A 17,002-nucleotide genomic window follows, 5' to 3' on the forward strand; every position below is an offset into this window, starting at 1 on the left:
GGAGTGAAGTCACTTGATCGCCGTGATCCGGTCGTAGTCCTGCTGCCGGTACCCGTGGTCCGTCGGCTTGGTGTTCTTCAGCACGGCCTCGCGGAACGCGTTCTTGTCGACGGTGATCACGTTGTTCCCCTTCTTCTTGAACTCCTCCACGAGGCGCGTTTCCGAAGCGATGATTTCGCGCCCGGTCTTCTCCGCGGCCTCCTGCATCACCTCGGTGAAGATCTTCTTTTCATCCGCGGAGAGCTTGCCCCACAGCTGCCCCGACACGATGGTCAGCAGCGAATCGACGATGTGCCCGGTCAGCGAGATGTTCTTCTGCACCTCGAAGAACTTCTTCGCCTCGATGGTCGGCAGCGGGTTCTCTTGCGCATCGACCGTGCCGTTCTGCAGCGCGAGGTACACCTCCGCGAAGGCGATCGGTGTCGGGTTGGCGCCCAACGCCTTCGGGAAGGCCAGGTACGCCGGCGCATCCGGCACGCGGATCTTCAGGCCCTTCATGTCCTCGGGTTTCGCCACCGGCCTGGCGGCGCTGGAGGTGACGTGCCGCGCGCCGTAGTAGGTCAGCGCCGTGATGTGGTTGCCGCTCTTGTCGTCGTAGCCCTTGGCCAGCTCCTGGAAGACATCGCTCTTGGCGTACTTCAACTGGTGTTCGGCGTCCCGGAAGATGAATGGAAAGTACGAGACCGCCAGCGGCTGGTACGTGCGTCCCGCGAAGCTCGCACCCGAAAGGATGATGTCCACGGTGCCCAGCGTCAGGCCCTGGTTGATGTCGGCCTCCTTGCCCAGGCTGGACGCCGGGAACACCTGCACTTCGTACTTGCCGTTGGTGCGCTTCTTGATCTCGTCCCCAGCCCAGACCGAGTACTTGTGAAAGGGCTCCGAGGTCTCGTAGACGTGGGCCCACTTGAGCTTGGTCTGCGCCTGGACCACCCCGAACGCACCTGCGGCGAGAAGGCAGGCAGCGATCGTCTTGAGTGCGACACGTTTGGCAAGGGTCATTTTCTTGTCTCCATCTGTGGTTGAAAGAAGAGGTTGGCACGGCGCCAGCTGGCGCTGAAGCGCTGGTGCGACTTGTCCATGTGGGCGTGCATCGCACGGCGCGCGCCTTCGGCGTCCCGCTCGGCGATGGCATCGCGGATCGCCTCGTGCTCTGCGATGGCCGAGCGCCAGGACTTGACACTCTCGAAGTAGCCCCCCAGGCGCGTGAAGATCGGCCCGCGGCGCGAATCCCAGAAGCCCTGGACCGTCTCCGACAGCACCACGTTGCCGCAGCATTCGACGATCGCCAGGTGGAAGGCGCGGTCGCCCTCCAGCGGCATCACGTTGCGGTCGGCCAACCCGCGCATGAGCTCGATGGCGCGGGTCATCGCATCGATGTCCTTGCGCCTGGCCGTGGTCGCCGCAATGGCCGCGGTTTCGCCCTCGACCACGCGGCGTGCGCGAATCAGTTCGAGCGGGCCCCATTCGGTGCTGGTCTCCGGCGGGGGCGCGGGCTGCGGGCGGTCGAGCACGTAGACGCCGGAGCCGGTGCGCACCTCGACCCAGCCCTCGACCTCCAGCGCGATGAGCGCCTCGCGCACCGAGGGCCGGCTCACGCCCAACTGCTTGGCCAGGTCGCGCTCGGCCGGCAGGCGCGCACCCGCGGCGAACTCGCCCTTCGCGATCAGCGCACTGAGCTGGTCGGCGATCTGGCGGTAGAGGCGTCTGGGCTCGAGGGTCTGCAGCGGCACTTAGGGGTTGTCCTGGATTGGCCAGGTGGTCAGGCCAATTCAGAATACGAGGCGCTGCGCGATGCAGCCATCGGGCCAAACCCTGAACGCGCGCATCGTCGATCATTCCACTGCGACAAGGACATCCCATGAGACTCAAGGGCAAGACCGCGCTGGTCACCGCGGCCGGGCAGGGTATCGGCCACGCGAGCGCACTCGCATTGGCTGCCGAGGGCGCGCAGGTCTGGGCGACCGACATCAACGAGGCCCTGCTGGCGCGCTTCGCGGGTGTCGCCAACGTCACCGCGGCGAAGCTCGACGTGCTCGACAAAACCGCCATCGACGCTTTCACGAAGACGCTGCCGGCGTTCGACATCCTCTTCAACTGCGCCGGCGTGGTCCACAACGGCGCCGCGCTGCAGGCCACCGACGAGGACCTGGACTTTGCCTTCCGCCTCAACGTGCGGGCCCAGCTGTGGACCATCCAGGCGGTGCTGCCGGGCATGCTGGCCGCGGGGCGCGGCAGCATCATCAACATGGCGAGCGTGTGCTCCAGCATCAAGGGCCTGCCCAACCGCTGCGTCTATGGCACCACCAAGGCCGCAGTGCTCGGGCTCACCAAGAGCGTCGCGGCCGACTACGTGGGCCAGGGCATCCGCTGCAATGCCGTGTGCCCGGGTACGGTAGACACACCCTCGCTGGCCGACCGCATCAACGCCAATGCCGATCCGGTGGAGGCGCGCAAGGCCTTCATCGCGCGCCAGCCCATGGGCCGGCTCGCGCAGGCCGAGGAGATCGCGCCGCTGGTCGTCTTCCTCGCCAGCGACGAGTCGCAGTTCGTCACCGGCCAGGCCTATGCGGCCGACGGCGGCATCACCATATGAACCAGCTCGACTTTCGCGACCGGCATGCGGTCGTGACCGGCGGCGCCACCGGGCTGGGGCGCGGCATCGCGCAGCGGCTCATCGCCTCGGGCGGCACCGTCACGCTGTGGGACCGCGATGCCGAGGCCGCGGAGAAGGCGGCCTGGGCACTGGGGCCTGGGGCTTCCGCGCTGAAGGTCGATGTCGCCCGGCAGTCCGCGGTCGCCGGGGCGGTCGCGGCCACGCTGGCGCAGGCGGGGCGTATCGACGCGCTGGTCAACAGCGCCGGCGTCACCGGGCCCAACGTCAAGCTGTGGGACTACCCGGTCGACGCCTGGCGCGAAGTGATGGAGGTCAACCTCGACGGCGTCTTTCTCTGCTGCCGCGAGGTCGTGCCGCAGATGCGCAAGCAGGGCTACGGGCGCATCGTCAATATCGCCTCGGTCGCGGGCAAGGACGGCAACCCCAATGCCAGCGCCTACAGCGCGAGCAAGGCGGCCGTGATCGCGCTCACCAAGTCGCTCGGCAAGGAGCTGGCCGACGCGGGCGTGCGCGTCAACTGCGTGACGCCCGCCGCGGTCAAGACGGCGATCTTCGAGCAGATGACGCCGGAGCACATCGCCTTCATGCTCTCGAAGATTCCGATGGGCCGCTTCGGCACGGTGGAGGAGGTTGCCGCCATGGTGGCCTGGCTTTGCACCGAAGATTGCTCTTTTTCCACGGGCGCCGTGTTCGACCTGTCCGGCGGCCGCTCGACTTACTAGCCTGCAAGAAGAAAGGACCTCATGAAACTCGTTCGTTATGGCAATCCGGGGAAGGAGAAGCCCGGCCTCGTCGACGACAACGGCCAGTTGCGTGATCTCAGCGCGGTGGTCGCCGACATCGGTCCCGGGCAGCTCGGCGATGCCGCGCTGGCCAAGCTGCGCAAGCTCAAGCTCGACAAGCTGCCGCTGGTCAGGGGCAAGCCGCGCTATGGCTGCCCGGTAGCCAATGTCGGCAAGTTCATCGCCATCGGCCTCAACTACGCCGACCACGCGGCCGAATCGGGCCTGCCGATCCCGGCCGAGCCCGTGGTCTTCATGAAGGCCAACAGCTGCGTCCAGGGGCCGAACGATCCCGTCATGCTGCCCAAGAATTCGGTCAAGACCGATTGGGAGGTGGAGCTGGGCGTGGTGATCGGCGCGACCGCGCGCTATGTCTCGCAGAAGAGCGCGCTCGACTGCGTGGCCGGCTACTGCGTGATCAACGACGTGAGCGAGCGCGAGTACCAGATCGAGCGCGGCGGTACCTGGGACAAGGGCAAGGGCTGCGACACCTTCGGCCCCATCGGCCCCTGGTTGGTGACGCGCGACGAGGTGCCCAACCCGCAGCGGCTCGCGATGTGGCTGGATCTCAACGGCAAGCGCATGCAGACCGGCAACACGAAGACGATGATCTTCAACGTCGCCAGGATCGTGAGCTATGTGAGCCAGTTCATGACGCTGGTGCCCGGCGACGTGATCACCACCGGCACCCCGCCCGGCGTGGGACTGGGCATGAAGCCGCCGCTCTATCTGAAGAAGGGCGACGTCATGACGCTGGGGATCGAAGGGCTTGGCGAGCAACGCCAGGAAGTGGTTGCGTTCAAGGCTTGATGGGCTGATAGCGTGACGGCTTGCCTGGCGGTCCGCTGGGGCGCACTGCCGCCCCGCACACCCACAGGCGCCTTTGCAGCGCGCAATCACGCATCAATGCGCATCGTCGATAGCGCTTTGCAGCCTACTTGGCGGTCGGCATCACGAACTCGGCCCCCTTCGGCGTGCTCTCCGGCCAGCGCTGCATGATCGACTTCTGGCGCGTGTAGAAGCGCACGCCTTCTTCGCCGTAGGCGTGCATGTCGCCGAACAGCGAGCGCTTCCAGCCGCCGAAGCCGTGCCAGGCCATGGGCACGGGGATCGGCACGTTGATGCCCACCATGCCCACTTCGATGCGCCGCGAGAACTCGCGCGCCACGTTGCCGTCGCGAGTGAAGCAGGCCACGCCGTTGCCGAACTCGTGGGCGTTGACGAGCTCCACGGCCTCCTTGAGGTCGTGCACGCGCACGCAAGAGAGCACCGGGCCGAAGATCTCTTCCTTGTAGATGCGCATTTCGGGCGTGACATGGTCGAAGAGCGTGCCGCCCATCCAGAAGCCACCGGACGTGTCGGTCCCGCTGCCTTTGCCCGCTTGCCCGCCGTCGAACTTGCGGCCGTCGAAGACCAGCTTCGCGCCTTCCTGCTCCCCCAGCGCGATGTAGCCGGTGATGCGCTCGTGCGCGGCGCGGCTGACGATCGGACCCATCTCGGCCTCGAGGTTCATGCCGTCGAGTACCTTCAAGGTCCGGGCGCGTTCGGCCAGCATCGGCACCAGCTTGTCGGCCACGTCGCCCACCAGCACGGCGACGCTGATGGCCATGCAGCGTTCGCCGGCCGAGCCGTAGCCGGCGCCGATCAGCGCGTCCACCGCCTGCTCCAGGTCGGCATCGGGCATGACCACCATGTGGTTCTTGGCGCCGCCCAGTGCCTGCACGCGCTTGCCGAGCCGCGCGCCGGTCTCGTAGATGTAGTTGGCGATCGGGGTGGAGCCGACGAAGCTCACGGCCTTGACGTCGGGGTGCTCCAGCAGCGCATCGACAGCTTCCTTGTCGCCCTGCACCACGTTGAACACGCCGTCGGGCAGGCCTGCCTCCTTCAGCAGCTCGGCAATGCGCAGCGAAGGGCTGGGATCGATCGGGCTGGGCTTGAGGATGAAGCTGTTGCCGGCTGCGATGGCAACCGGGAACATCCACATCGGCACCATCACCGGAAAGTTGAAGGGCGTGATGCCTGCCACCACGCCCAGGGGCTGACGCATCGTCCAGTTGTCGATGCCGGTGGAAACCTGGTCGGTGTAGTCGCCTTTCAGCAGCTGCGGAATGCCGCAGGCGAATTCGACGATGTCGATCCCGCGCGCGACCTCGCCTTGCGCATCGGTGAAGACCTTGCCGTGCTCCGCGGTGATCAGGCGGGCCAGCTCGTCCCGGTTCTTGTTGAGCAGCTCCAGGAACTTGAACATCACCCGTGCGCGCCGGATCGGCGGCGTGTCGGCCCATGCCGGGAACGCCGCGCGGGCAGTGGCGACGGCTCCATCCACGTCGGCGCGCGCGGCGAGCGACACGCGGCCGGTGACGGCGCCCGTGGCGGGGTTGAAGACGTCCTGCGCGCGCTCGGAGGCGCCGCCGGCGCGCTGGCCGCCGATGAAGTGCGCGATGGGCGTGGGGGTGGAAGGCTGCTTGGTCATGGCGGTTCTCCTGCGGTTGCTTCCGAGTCCTGGAAGTCTGCCGAGTCTAGGAAGCACGACGCATCCTGCCTAGGCGACAGCACTGAATTGATTGTTCGCACGGGTGAACAATAGAGGCATGAATGACAAAAATATAGAACTGCTCTGGACCCATCTCCATTGGCTGACCGTGCTGGAGCAGCAGGGCAGCTTCACGGCTGCCGCGGCCCGCCTTGGCGTGAGCAAGGCGGCGATGAGCCAGCGCATCGCCGAGCTGGAGCGCGCCGCCGGCGTGCCCTTGGTGCGCCGCACAACCCGCAGCGTGCGCCTCACCGACGCCGGCCAGCGGCTGGTGGACGACACGCGCGCGCCCTTCGAGCAGATCGCCCATAGCTTTGCCGGCGTGCGCGACCTGGCGGGCGTGCCCCGCGGCCTCTTGCGGGTCACCGCTCCGGTGGCGTTCGCGCGCCAGCAACTGGTGCCGCGGGTGGCTGATTTCCTGCGTGCCAACCCCGAGGTGCGGCTGGCGCTGGACCTGTCGGACCGGCTCAGCGCGCTGGCGGTCGAAGGATTCGACCTCGCGATCCGGCATGCGGCTTCGGTGCCGGATACGCACGTCTGCTGGCGGCTGTGCGCCACGCGCTCGGTGCTGGTCGCGAGCCGGGCCTACCTGCGCCGCCGCCCTGCGCCGCAGACGCCACAGGAACTGTCGAAGCACGACTGCCTGCATTACCCGCGCGCGCAGGACCAGCCGGCGTGGACGCTGGAGTCGTCGAACGGGCGGCGCTCGGTCGAACGCGTCACGATTCCGGTCGCCGGGCCCTTTGCTGCCAACAACAGCGAGGCCCTGCGCGATGCGGCGCTGGCCGGCCTGGGCATCGCGCTGGTTCCGGACTTCAGCGCCCAGGCCGCGCTGCAGGCCGGCAAGCTGGTGCAGGTGCTGCCGCAGTGGACGCCGGTCGGCGCCTTTGCGGAGCAGCTCTTTGCCGTGCGCCCCTACGCCAGCCATGTGCCGCGCGCCGTGACGGTGTTCGTGGCATGGCTGAGGGACTCGTTGAAGGATGGGTTTGCGGCCTGAGCCGCTCGACGCGCCTGAAACTTCGCAACCCAAGCGTCCGGGATTTCTTGCCGGCCAGGCCAGCGGCATCGATGCATCAACGGCGTGCCGGAGGTGCGGCCTCAAATGTCCCATTGACAGCACATTCGAAGTGGTCAACGATCCCGCCCATGTCGCTGATGCCCTTGCCCAAGTACCACCAGATCTACCTGGTGCTGCGCGAGCAGCTGGGAGAAGGGCGCTTCGCCGATGGGGTGCCCGGCGAGCTGGCGTTGATGGCGCAGTTCGGCGTGGCCCGCGTGACGGTGCGGCGTGCGCTGGAGCGGCTGTCGTCCGAAGGCCTGATTTCGCGCAACCCGGGGCGCCGCACCCGCCCGGTGCAGCCGCCGGCAACGGCCGAGCCGCGCGAGGGTGAAAGCCAGACCCGTGCCAACCTGCACGGACTGCTCGAGAACCTGGTCACCATGGGCCTGCGCACCTCGGTCAAGGTGATCGACGTGGCGACCGTGTCGGCATCCAGCCAGGTGGCCGAGGCCCTCCAGATCCAACTGGGCGATGCGGTGCAGAAGGCGGTGCGCGTGCGCTCGACGCGCGAGGGACCGCTGTCTCACATCACCACCTACGTGCCGGGCGATGTGGGGCGGCGCTTCGGCCGCCGCGAGCTTTCCAAGAAGCCGATCCTGGTGCTCCTGGAGGAGGCCGGCGTCAAGGTCGGGCGCGCGCATCAGACCATTTCCGCCCGCCTGGCGGACAACGTGCTGGCCGAGCACCTCGAGATCTCGGTCGGCTCCGCCCTGCTCGCGGTGCGTCGCCTGGTCTACGACCAGGACGAGAAGCCGGTGCAGTGGCTGCACGGTTTCTACCGGCCTGACCGCTATGCCTACGAGATGCAGCTGTCCCGCGTGGGCAGCATCGATGCCAAGGTCTGGGTCAGCAAGGACGTCTCCGCTCCATTCAATTAACCCGTGAAGGAAAGCCCCATGAGCACTCGCCGCCGCTTCATCTCGCAGTCCGCCGCGATGGCTTCCGCCGTCGCTCTCCCGCTGGTGGCCGGGGCGCAGCCGAAGACCGTCAAGGTCGGCGTGCTGCACCCGGTGACCGGTGCGCTCGCCTATTCGGGGCAGCAGTGCCGGCTGGGTGCGCAGATGGCCATCGAGGACATCAACAAGGCGGGCGGCATCAAGTCGCTGGGCGGCGCGCAGATCGAGGCCTTGCTGGGCGATGCGCAGTCGCAGCCGCAGGCCGGCACGGCCGAGGTCGAGAAGATGAACGAGGCCGGCGTTGCTGCGATCGTCGGCGCCTACGCTTCGGCGATCTGCCTGGCGACCACGCAGGCGGCGGCCAAGTACAACCTGCCGCACGTGGTGGACGTGGGCGTGGCCGACCAGATCGTCGAGCGCGGGCTGAAGAACACGTTCCGCTTCGGCCCCGGCTACAAGAAGTCGACCGAGCTGTCGATGGCGAACCTGCTGGTGCTCAACAAGGCCGCGGGCAGCCCGGCCAAGACGGTGATGATCATCCACGAGGAGTCGCTGTTCGGCGCGGGCACGGCGCAGTTGCTGTCGCGCGAGCTGCCCGGCTATGGCTTCGACGTGAAGGAAGTGGTGAAGCACGCCAACCCGACGCGCGACTTCAACAACATCGTGTTGCGGATGAAGGCGGTCAACCCCGACATCGTGATTCCGGCCAACTACTACAACGAGTACGCGCTGCTGGTGCGCACCATGCAGCAGCAGAAGGTGGCGCCGAAGGCGATCTTCTCGGTGCTGGGCGGCGCGGCCTCGAGCTACAAGTTCGTGAAGGAGTTCCCGGATGCGGCCAACGGCATCATCGACTGCAATCACTGGTTCAACCCCAAGGACAAGCGCTCGCACGAGCTGAAGAAGCGGGTGGAGGCCAAGGGGCAGTTCTTCAGCTACGAGGTGTTCATGACCTACACCGCGATGTGGCTGTTGGCCGATGCGCTGGAGCGCGCGAAGTCCACGGAGCGCGCGGCGATCATCGATGCGCTGGAGAAGAGCACCTTCTCGAATCACATCATGCCGTACGGGCCCACGCGATTCGTCAACGGGCAGAACGAAGGGGCGCAGCCGCTGATGACACAGGTGGTGAAGAACGACATCAAGGTGATCATTCCGCGGGACTACCGGGAGGTGGAGCCGGTGTTTCCCTTGAAGGCCTGAGATGCGGTTGTCGAGTTCATGCGTGCGATGTCTCGCGGGCGCGTCGGCGGGCGGTATGCGCCTGGCCGGCCGACGTCACTGGCCCTTCGGGCTTCCCTGCGCTGCTCGCGGCAGGCGGGGTCCGCGCAAACTCGCTTCGCTCAAACACGCGCGGCCCTTATCCGCCTGCCGCTGCGCTGCTCGGCAGTGCCTCAACGGCCGGCCAGACGCATACCGCCCACCGACGTGGACAAGCGGGTGGTGCATCCCCGGCGGCGGTCGATCAACGGCTGAGCCCGGTATGCGGTGCGGGTCGGGCGATCCCCTCTGCGCCGCCGAGGAGCGCAGCCTTTCGCGGATCAGGGCTCGCGATTGTCTGAGCGAAGCGAGTTTGAGCGAGACCCCGCGAAAGGCGAGCACCGCAGGGCAGCCGCGAAGCGGCCGGCGCAGTGGGGTCGACTGGCCCGCACCGCATGCCGGGCGGACCCCAACCTGACGCGCAACACATGCTAGACCTCGGCATCCTTTTCCCCTCAGTCCTCAACGGCCTGACAACGGGCGCCGTCTACGCGTTGATCGCCCTGGGCCTCACGTTGATCTACGGCGTCCTCCACATCATCAATTTCGCGCACGGCGCCTGCCTGATGCTCGCGCTGTACGCGGTCTACTTCCTGAAAGAGCGGCTCGGCATCGACCCCTACCTGGCGCTGCCGGTCGTGGTGCCCGGCATGTTCGTGCTGGGCTACGCACTGCAGCGCATCGTGATCAACCGCGCCGGCCACGGCAAGGACGAGAACATCCTCCTGGCCACCCTGGGCATCGCGATCGTGATGGAGAACCTCGCGCTGATCTTCTTCAAGTCCGACACCCGCAATATCGACACCGCCTATTCGCTCGCCACCGTCGCCATCGGCCCCGCGATGATCGCCGTGCCCAAGCTGGTGGCCTTTGCGGGGGCGCTGGTGGTGTCCGCGCTGCTGTTCTGGATCATGGGCCGCACCGACCTCGGCCGCGCCATCCGCGCCGTCGCCAAGGAGAAGGAAGGCGCCAAGCTGATGGGCATCGACGTGGACCACGTCTATGCGATGAGCTTCGGCATCGGCCTGGCCTGCCTGGGCGCGGCGGCCTGCTTCCTGCTGCCGGCGTACTACGTCAATCCGCAGGTGGGCGGCGGCTTCGTCCTCGTGGCCTTCACCATCGTGGTGCTGGGCGGCATGGGGAGCTTCGTCGGTGCGCTGGTGGGCGGCTTCCTGGTCGGCGTGGTGGAGTCGCTGGGCGGGCTCTATCTCGGCGAGTCGCTGGGGCAACTCGGCATCTTCGCGATCTTCATCGGCGTGGTGCTGTTCCGGCCGCAGGGCCTGTTCGGAGCACGCGCATGAACGGCGGTCGCCAGCTCGCGCTCATTGCGCTGTTCGCGGTCGCGGTGGCCTGCGTGCCGCTGGTCACCCGATCCGGCAGCGCACTCAACTTCGTGATGATGGCGCTCTACGCCACGCTCATCGCCCAGGCCTGGAACATCCTCGGCGGCTTCGGCGGACAGTTCTCCTTCGGGCATGCGCTGTTTTTCGGCACCGGGGCCTACGTGCAGGCCATCGCCCAGCTGCAAGGCGGAATCAATGCCTGGGCGGCGTTGCCGCTGGCGATTGCGGGTGCAGCACTCGTCGGCCTGTTCGTCGGCGCGCTGAGCTTCCGCTACGGGCTCAAGGGCTCGTACTTCGCACTCGTGACGCTCGCCTTTGCCGAGGTGTTTCGCATCGTCGCGCTGTCGGTGCCCTTCACCGGTGGTGGCGTCGGGCTGATGGTGCCGCTGCGCGAGGCGGCCTCCAACTTCCAGTTCGGCTCGCGTGCCGGCTACCTGTGGGTGATGCTCGGCTTCGTGCTGGCCGCGCTCCTGGTGACATGGTGGCTGCGGCACAGCCGCTTCGGCGCCTACTTGCAGGCGGTGCGCGACGACGAGGACGCTGCGCGCGCCGTGGGCGTGAACCCCTTTCGCATCAAGCTCGCCGCCATCGGCGTCTCCGGTGCCTTCATGGGCGCGGCCGGCGCGTTCTACGTGCAGGTGTTCCAGTACATCGACCCGGGCATCGCCTATGGCGCTTCCACTTCGGTCGAGGCGCTGGTGGCGGCCATCGTCGGCGGCATGGGCACGGTGTGGGGCCCGGTGCTTGGCGCCGTGGTGCTGCACGTGCTGGCCGATCTCACGCGCAACCTGTTCGGCGAGCTGCCGGGCATCAACATGGTGATCTACGGCGTGGTGCTGGTGCTGATCGTGATCTTCGTGCCGCGTGGCATCGCAGGCCTCGGAGGGTCGGCACGGCAGCTGTGGAACGGAGGGCGCCGTGGCTGAGCCGCTGCTGCAGCTGCAAGGCATCTCCCGTTCCTTCGGCGGGCTGAAGGCAGTGCAGGACGTGAGCCTCGCGCTGCCCGAGGGACGCCTGGGCGCACTGATCGGGCCCAACGGCGCAGGCAAGACCACGCTCTTCGCGCTGATGTCCGGTTTCCTGAAGCCTGACACCGGCACCGTGCGCTTCGCGGGCGAGGACATCACCGGCCGCGAGCCGCATCGCAACGCGCGTGCCGGCATGACGCGCACCTTCCAGATCGTGAAGCCTTTCGCGGCCCAGACCGTGCGCGAGAACATCGCGGTCGGCGCGCACCTGCACATGCGCGGCCGCGCGCAGGCGCTGGCACAGGCGGAGCAGGTGGCGCAGTGGGTGGGCCTGGCGCCGCAGTTGGACAAGCCCGCCTCCGACCTCACCGTGGCGGGGCGCAAGCGGCTGGAGCTGGCGCGTGCGCTGGCCACCCGGCCGCGGCTGCTGCTGCTCGACGAGGTGCTGGCCGGCCTGAACCCGCAGGAGATCGCCGAAGTGATGCCGGTGGTGCGCAGCATCTGCGACAGCGGAGTGACGGTGCTGATGATCGAGCACGTGATGCAGGCCGTGATGCACCTGGCGGAGCATGTGTGGGTGCTGGCACAGGGCCGGCTGATCGCCGAGGGCAGCCCGCAGCAGGTCACCTCGAACGAGCAGGTGGTCGAGGCCTACCTCGGCCACGGGACGGCCGCGCGCCTGCGCAAGGCGGGCGCCGCGCCGGACGTCGCGGAGGTCGCCGGATGACCGTGCTGCTCGACATCAAGGACCTGCGCGGCGGCTACGGCCGCACCGAGGTGCTGCGCGGCGTCGACCTGCAGGTGCGTGCCGGCGAGATGGTCGCGCTGCTGGGCAGCAACGGCGCGGGCAAGTCGACGCTCAACAGGATGGTCTGCGGACTGTGCCCGGCCTGGTCGGGCACGGTGAACTTCGACGGACGGGACCTGAGCGGCGCCCACTACCGCGAGGTGGTGAAGGCCGGCCTGATCCAGGTGCCCGAGGGCCGCAAGGTCTTCCCCAACCTGAGCGTGCTGGAGAACCTGGAGCTCGGCTCCTTCACCCGCGCGCGCGAGCGCCGGGCCCTCAACCTGGAGCGCGTGTTCGCGATCTTCCCGCGCCTCAGGGAACGCCGCGCCCAGCATGCGGGGACGATGAGCGGCGGCGAGCAGCAGATGCTCGCGATCGGCCGCGGCCTGATGGCCGAGCCGATGCTGCTGATCCTGGACGAGCCGTCGCTCGGCCTGTCGCCGCTGCTGGTGGAAGAGATGTTCTCCCTGATCCGCCAGCTGCGCGAGGACGGACTCGCGGTGCTGCTGGTCGAGCAGAACGTGGGGCAGTCGCTGGAGATCGCCGACCGCGCCTACGTGCTGGAGAACGGCAGCGTGCGCTTCTCCGGCGAGCCGCAGGCGCTGCTGGCGAGCGACGAGCTGCGGCGCGCATACCTCGGGCTTTGAGCCCGGCCACCTACAACCTTGCAAGAGACGAAAGCATGAAACGCAGACACCTCCTGATCGCCCCCGCTGCCGCCGCGCTGGCGGGTGCCGCGCGCGCCCAGATCGGCGGCGCGCCCATTCGCATCCTGGTCGGCGCGCCCGCGGGCGGCTCCACCGACACGCTGGCCCGCACCCTGTCCGCGAGCATGGGCCCGCTGCTCAACAGGACGGTGATCGTCGAGAACCGGCCGGGCGCCGGCGGCAACATCGCGGCCGATGCAGTGGCCAAGGCGGCGCCGGACGGCAACACGCTGCTGCTGAGCTTCACCAGCCATGCGATCAACGCCACTCTCTATCCCACGCTGCCCTTCGACCCGGTGAAGGACTTCACGGCGCTGACCTGCGTGGCGACCTCGCCCTCGGTGCTGGTGGCGCATCCTTCGGTGCCCGCCAACAACGTGCGCGAGCTGATCGCGCTCGCAAAGGCAAAGCCGGGCCAGCTCAACTTCGCGATCGGCGGCATCGGCTCCTCGCTGCACATGGCGGGCGACGCATTCAAGATGCAATCGGGCACCTTCATCGTGAACATCCCCTACCGCGGCACGGCGCCGGCCGTGCAGGACGTGCTCGCCGGCCAGGTGCAGCTGATGTTCGCGGCAGTGGGCAATGTGCGGGCCCACATCAAGGCCGGCAAGCTGAAGGCCCTGGGCGTGACGACCGCGCGGCGCCTGCCTTCGCTGCCCGAGGTGCCGGCAATCGCCGAGACCTTGCCGGGCTACGAGTCGAGCGCGTGGTTCGGCCTGTTCGGGCCCGCCGGCCTGCCGCCCGAGGTCGCCAAGCGCATCAGCGACTCGGCGCGGCAGGCCATCGCCCAGCCAGAGATGCGCAAGCGCCTCGAGACCGAGGGCGCGATCCCCGTCGGCAATGCGCCGGAGCAGTTCTCGGCTTTCGTGCAGAGCGAGATCGTGCGCTGGGGCAAGGTCGTGAAGTTCTCCGGAGCGAAGCCGGAATGACCGCCGCCGCGCGCGCGCGCCAAACGCTGGCGCAGAAGCTGATCGCCCGCGCCTGCGGGCGCGAACAGGTCGCGGTCGGCGAGATCGTGACCTGCAACGTCGACCTCGCGATGTTCCACGACTCGTCGGGCCCGCGCCGCCTGCAACCGATGCTCGAGGAGCTCGGCGCCGAACTCTGGGACAAGTCGCGCGTGGTGCTGGTGATGGATCACTACGTGCCCGAGCGCGACGAGGATTCGCGGCGCATCGTGCGCATCGCGCGCGACTGGGCCCGCGACCAGCAACTGCCCCATGTCTATGACAGCCAGGGCATCTGCCACGTGGTGGTGCCCCAGCACGGCCACATCCGGCCGGGCATGCTGTGCGTCGGCGGCGATTCGCATTCGCCCACCGGCGGCGCCTTCGGTGCCTACATGTTCGGCGTCGGCAGCACCGAGATGCTGGGCGTGGTGGTCACCGGCCAGATCTGGCTGCGCGTGCCCGAGACCCTGCGCATGTATTGGGACGGCGCGCTGCCCGCCGGCGTCACCGCCAAGGACATGATGCTCTCCATGATCGGCCGCTTCGGCATGAACGGCGGGCGCTACCAGGCCGTCGAGTTCTGCGGGCCCGCGGTGACGGCACTGTCGATGCAGGAGCGCATGACCTTGTCGAACATGAGCGCTGAGCTGGGCGCGCAGGCCGGGCTGATCGCGCCCGACGCCACCACCGCGGCTTTCCTGGCCGAGGCCGGCGCCCCTGCCGTGGACACCGCGCCCTGGTTCACCGACGACGGCGCTGCCTTCGAGCTGCATCGCTTCGACGCCGCCGCGCTCGAGCCGCAGGTCGCCGCGCCGCACAGCCCCGCCAACGCACACGGCGTGAGCCGCGATGCGGGCACGCCGGTGGACGTGGCCTACATCGGCGCCTGCACCGGCGCCAAGCTGGACGACCTGCGCGCTGCCGCGCAGGTGCTGCGCGGGCGCAAGGTGGCCGCGGGCGTGCGGTTGATGGTGGCGCCTGCAAGCCTGCAGGACCAGGAACGGGCGCGCGACGAGGGCGTGCTCCAGGTGCTGATCGACGCCGGAGCCGAGCTCTTTCCCACGGCTTGCGGCGCCTGCTCGGGCTATGGCGATCCGCTGGGCGATGTCACCGTCATCTCGACCACGGCGCGCAACTTCAAGGGGCGCATGGGCTCGCCGAACGCGCAGGTGTATCTGGGGTCGCCCTACACGGTCGCTGCCTCGGCGCTGCGCGGATGCGTCGCCGATCCGAGGGAGGTCCTGGCATGACGCACCGGGTCTGGCGCCTGCCTGCGGACATCGACACCGACGCCCTGGCGCCCGGCCACGCGATGAAGCATGGCATCGACACCATCGCGAAGCATTGCCTCGAGGCCGTGCGTCCCGAGTTCGCGCGCGAGGTGCGCCCCGGCGACGTCATCGTGGCGGGGCCCAACTTCGGCATCGGCTCCTCACGCGAGCAGGCGGCCGCCGTGCTGGTGCACCTGGGGCTCGCGGCGGTGATCGCGCCTTCGTACAGCGGGCTGTACTTTCGCAACGCCTTCAACCTCGGGCTGCTGCTGCTGACCTGTGCCGAGGCCGAGTCGCTGCAGGAGCGTGAGCAGGTCTCCCTGGACGTGGAGCGGCCCGCGGTGCGCAGCGCCGATGGCCGCACGCTGGGCTGCGAGCCGGTGCCGGATTTCCTGATGGACATGGTGCGCGCGGGTGGCCTGCTCCCGCAGTTGCGGCGGCGCTTCAAGGGCGGCCATGAACAATGAGCTCGGTGATCCACGGCGCTGGGACGGCCACCTCGCGGTGCTGCGCGAGACGGTGGCGCGGCATGCAGCAGGGCGCGCGTCGCCCGAAGCGTCGCAACAGGCACGCCGGCTGCTGGTCGACACCGTAGGCTGCGCCATTGCAGGCCGCCATGCCGGCGAAGTGCGCCGGCTCGAGCAGGCGCTGGCCGCTTGCGAGCCTGGCTGTTTCCGGATTGCGGACGCGCCGACGCTGGGCGTGCAGGCCGCGGCGCAGGTGCTCGCCATGGCGGCCACGTGGGACGAGGCCTGCGAAGGCCACGCCCTCGCGCATGGCCGGCCCGGCGTGCCGCTGGTGGCGGCCCTGTTGCCGCTGGCGCTGCAGCGCGATGCACGGCTCGGCGAATTCGTCGATGCCTTCGTGCTGGGCTACGAGGTCGGCGCGCGCTGCGGCGCCTGGCTGCGCATCCGCCCCGGCATGCACGTGGACGCCAACTGGCCGGCGCTCGGCGTGGCGGCCGGCGTGGCCCGCCTGCTGGGCCTGCCCGCGGCGGGCATCGGGCAAGCCATCGACATCGCCGCCTGCCAGCTCGCCACCAGCGTGTACCTGCCGGTGGCGCAAGGCCGCACCGCGCGCAACACCTATCTCGGCCACAGCGCCTCGCTGGGGCTGCAAGCGGCCTTCGCCAGCGCCGCGGGCATCGACGCGCCGGCCGATGCGCTGGCGCACTACGCGAGCGCGCATGCCGCCGCTTCCTCCCAGGCGCTGCCCGGCGCCGACGCCATCTTGTTGCTGGATGCCTACCTGAAGCCTTTCGCCGCGGTGCGCCATGTGCACTACGGGGCAGTGGCAGCGCAGGCCCTGCGCCCGCAGCTCGAGGGCGGTACGCAGCCGATCGAAGGCATCGTGCTGCGGATCTACGAGGAAGCCATCACCTACTGCGGCAACCGCGCCCCGCGCACACCGATCCAGGCGCAGTTCTCGCTGAGCTTCGGGCTCGCGGCCATGCTGCGCTACGGCGACATCGACCCCGATGTGTACGAGGCGCCGCGCTTCGACGATGCCGAGCTGCGCAGGCTGGAAGCGCGGGTCGCCCTCGAGCCCGATGCCGGGCTCAGCGAGCGCCGCGCGCGCGGCGCCACGCTGACGCTTCGGCGCGCCTCGGGGCTGTTGCAGCACACCGTGCACACCATCCCCGGCGACGCGGGGCATCCACTGGATCGCGCCGCACTCGCCGCCAAGTTCCGCCACTACGCAGCGCGCAGCATCGACGCCGGCCGCGCAGCGCGCTTCTGCGATGCCGTGCTCGACGCGGACGACATCGCCCTGCGCACCCTCTGGCCACTGCTCGTGCCCGACACCGATTCCGCCACCTCCTCATGAC

At 68.7% G+C, this 17,002-nt stretch carries 17 protein-coding genes; 14 read left to right on the top strand and 3 right to left on the bottom strand.

Translation table 11 applies throughout. The features are described 5' to 3' along the window. Window positions 1–9: 9 nt before the first annotated feature. Both E5CHR_RS04085 and E5CHR_RS04090 read right to left on the bottom strand, forming a co-directional pair. The gene (locus tag E5CHR_RS04085; RefSeq protein ID WP_162578495.1) at window positions 10–999 is read right to left on the bottom strand and encodes a sialic acid TRAP transporter substrate-binding protein SiaP; all 990 of its coding nucleotides are present in this window, start codon (window positions 997–999) and stop codon (window positions 10–12) included. Next, window positions 996–1,730 (bottom strand): FadR/GntR family transcriptional regulator, encoded by a 735-nt coding sequence (locus E5CHR_RS04090; RefSeq protein WP_162578496.1) that lies wholly within the window; start codon window positions 1,728–1,730, stop codon window positions 996–998. Before E5CHR_RS04090 ends, E5CHR_RS04085 begins: the two co-directional genes overlap by 4 nt. A 128-nt stretch (window positions 1,731–1,858) precedes the next feature. On the opposite strand from E5CHR_RS04090, the gene E5CHR_RS04095 reads away from it, so the two are divergent. Genes E5CHR_RS04095 through E5CHR_RS04105 form a run of 3 tightly spaced genes read left to right on the top strand, consistent with a single transcriptional unit; the run spans window position 1,859 to window position 4,206 of the window. Further along, window positions 1,859–2,593, top strand: coding sequence for an SDR family oxidoreductase (locus E5CHR_RS04095; protein ID WP_162578497.1), 735 nt, complete (start codon window positions 1,859–1,861; stop codon window positions 2,591–2,593). After that, window positions 2,590–3,336, top strand: coding sequence for an SDR family NAD(P)-dependent oxidoreductase (locus E5CHR_RS04100; protein WP_162578498.1), 747 nt, complete (start codon window positions 2,590–2,592; stop codon window positions 3,334–3,336). Before E5CHR_RS04095 ends, E5CHR_RS04100 begins: the two co-directional genes overlap by 4 nt. 21 nt (window positions 3,337–3,357) lie before the next feature. Continuing rightward, entirely contained in the window at window positions 3,358–4,206 is an 849-nt protein-coding gene (locus tag E5CHR_RS04105; protein ID WP_162578499.1) for a fumarylacetoacetate hydrolase family protein, read from the top strand. Between the two features lie 124 nt (window positions 4,207–4,330). On the opposite strand, the gene E5CHR_RS04110 is transcribed toward E5CHR_RS04105, so the two are convergent. Beyond that, window positions 4,331–5,869 carry a CoA-acylating methylmalonate-semialdehyde dehydrogenase gene (locus E5CHR_RS04110; protein WP_162578500.1) on the bottom strand — a complete coding sequence of 513 codons (1,539 nt, stop codon included), beginning with the start codon at window positions 5,867–5,869 and terminating at the stop codon, window positions 4,331–4,333. 118 nt (window positions 5,870–5,987) lie between these two features. On the opposite strand from E5CHR_RS04110, the gene E5CHR_RS04115 reads away from it, so the two are divergent. From E5CHR_RS04115 to E5CHR_RS04165, 11 genes are all read left to right on the top strand, one after another. Next, window positions 5,988–6,926, top strand: coding sequence for a LysR family transcriptional regulator (locus tag E5CHR_RS04115; RefSeq protein ID WP_162578501.1), 939 nt, complete (start codon window positions 5,988–5,990; stop codon window positions 6,924–6,926). 158 nt (window positions 6,927–7,084) lie between these two features. Further along, entirely contained in the window at window positions 7,085–7,867 is a 783-nt protein-coding gene (locus tag E5CHR_RS04120) for a GntR family transcriptional regulator (protein ID WP_162583557.1), read from the top strand. An 18-nt stretch (window positions 7,868–7,885) separates the two neighbouring features. After that, window positions 7,886–9,088, top strand: a complete 1,203-nt coding sequence (locus tag E5CHR_RS04125; protein WP_162578502.1) for an ABC transporter substrate-binding protein — start codon at window positions 7,886–7,888, stop codon at window positions 9,086–9,088. Window positions 9,089–9,573: 485 nt separating this feature from the next. Beyond that, window positions 9,574–10,446, top strand: a complete 873-nt coding sequence (locus E5CHR_RS04130) for a branched-chain amino acid ABC transporter permease (protein WP_162578503.1) — start codon at window positions 9,574–9,576, stop codon at window positions 10,444–10,446. Beyond that, window positions 10,443–11,414 carry a branched-chain amino acid ABC transporter permease gene (locus E5CHR_RS04135; protein WP_162578504.1) on the top strand — a complete coding sequence of 324 codons (972 nt, stop codon included), beginning with the start codon at window positions 10,443–10,445 and terminating at the stop codon, window positions 11,412–11,414. The genes E5CHR_RS04130 and E5CHR_RS04135 overlap by 4 nt, the downstream gene beginning before the upstream one ends. After that, complete coding sequence (locus E5CHR_RS04140) at window positions 11,407–12,183, top strand: ABC transporter ATP-binding protein (protein ID WP_162578505.1); 777 nt, start codon at window positions 11,407–11,409, stop codon at window positions 12,181–12,183. Before E5CHR_RS04135 ends, E5CHR_RS04140 begins: the two co-directional genes overlap by 8 nt. Further along, a complete protein-coding gene (locus tag E5CHR_RS04145) occupies window positions 12,180–12,890 on the top strand; it encodes an ABC transporter ATP-binding protein (protein ID WP_162578506.1) in 711 nt (236 codons plus the stop codon). The genes E5CHR_RS04140 and E5CHR_RS04145 overlap by 4 nt, the downstream gene beginning before the upstream one ends. 35 nt (window positions 12,891–12,925) lie before the next feature. Next, window positions 12,926–13,882 carry a tripartite tricarboxylate transporter substrate binding protein gene (locus E5CHR_RS04150; RefSeq protein ID WP_162578507.1) on the top strand — a complete coding sequence of 319 codons (957 nt, stop codon included), beginning with the start codon at window positions 12,926–12,928 and terminating at the stop codon, window positions 13,880–13,882. Beyond that, window positions 13,879–15,153: a 3-isopropylmalate dehydratase large subunit gene (locus E5CHR_RS04155; protein WP_162578508.1), complete on the top strand. Its 1,275-nt coding sequence runs from the start codon at window positions 13,879–13,881 to the stop codon at window positions 15,151–15,153. Before E5CHR_RS04150 ends, E5CHR_RS04155 begins: the two co-directional genes overlap by 4 nt. Further along, window positions 15,150–15,641 carry a LeuD/DmdB family oxidoreductase small subunit gene (locus tag E5CHR_RS04160; protein ID WP_162578509.1) on the top strand — a complete coding sequence of 164 codons (492 nt, stop codon included), beginning with the start codon at window positions 15,150–15,152 and terminating at the stop codon, window positions 15,639–15,641. Before E5CHR_RS04155 ends, E5CHR_RS04160 begins: the two co-directional genes overlap by 4 nt. Then, window positions 15,631–17,001 (top strand): MmgE/PrpD family protein, encoded by a 1,371-nt coding sequence (locus E5CHR_RS04165; RefSeq protein ID WP_162578510.1) that lies wholly within the window; start codon window positions 15,631–15,633, stop codon window positions 16,999–17,001. Before E5CHR_RS04160 ends, E5CHR_RS04165 begins: the two co-directional genes overlap by 11 nt. Window position 17,002 lies beyond the last annotated feature (1 nt).

This window comes from Variovorax sp. PBS-H4, assembly GCF_901827205.1.
Classification (GTDB): Bacteria; Pseudomonadota; Gammaproteobacteria; order Burkholderiales; family Burkholderiaceae_C; genus Variovorax.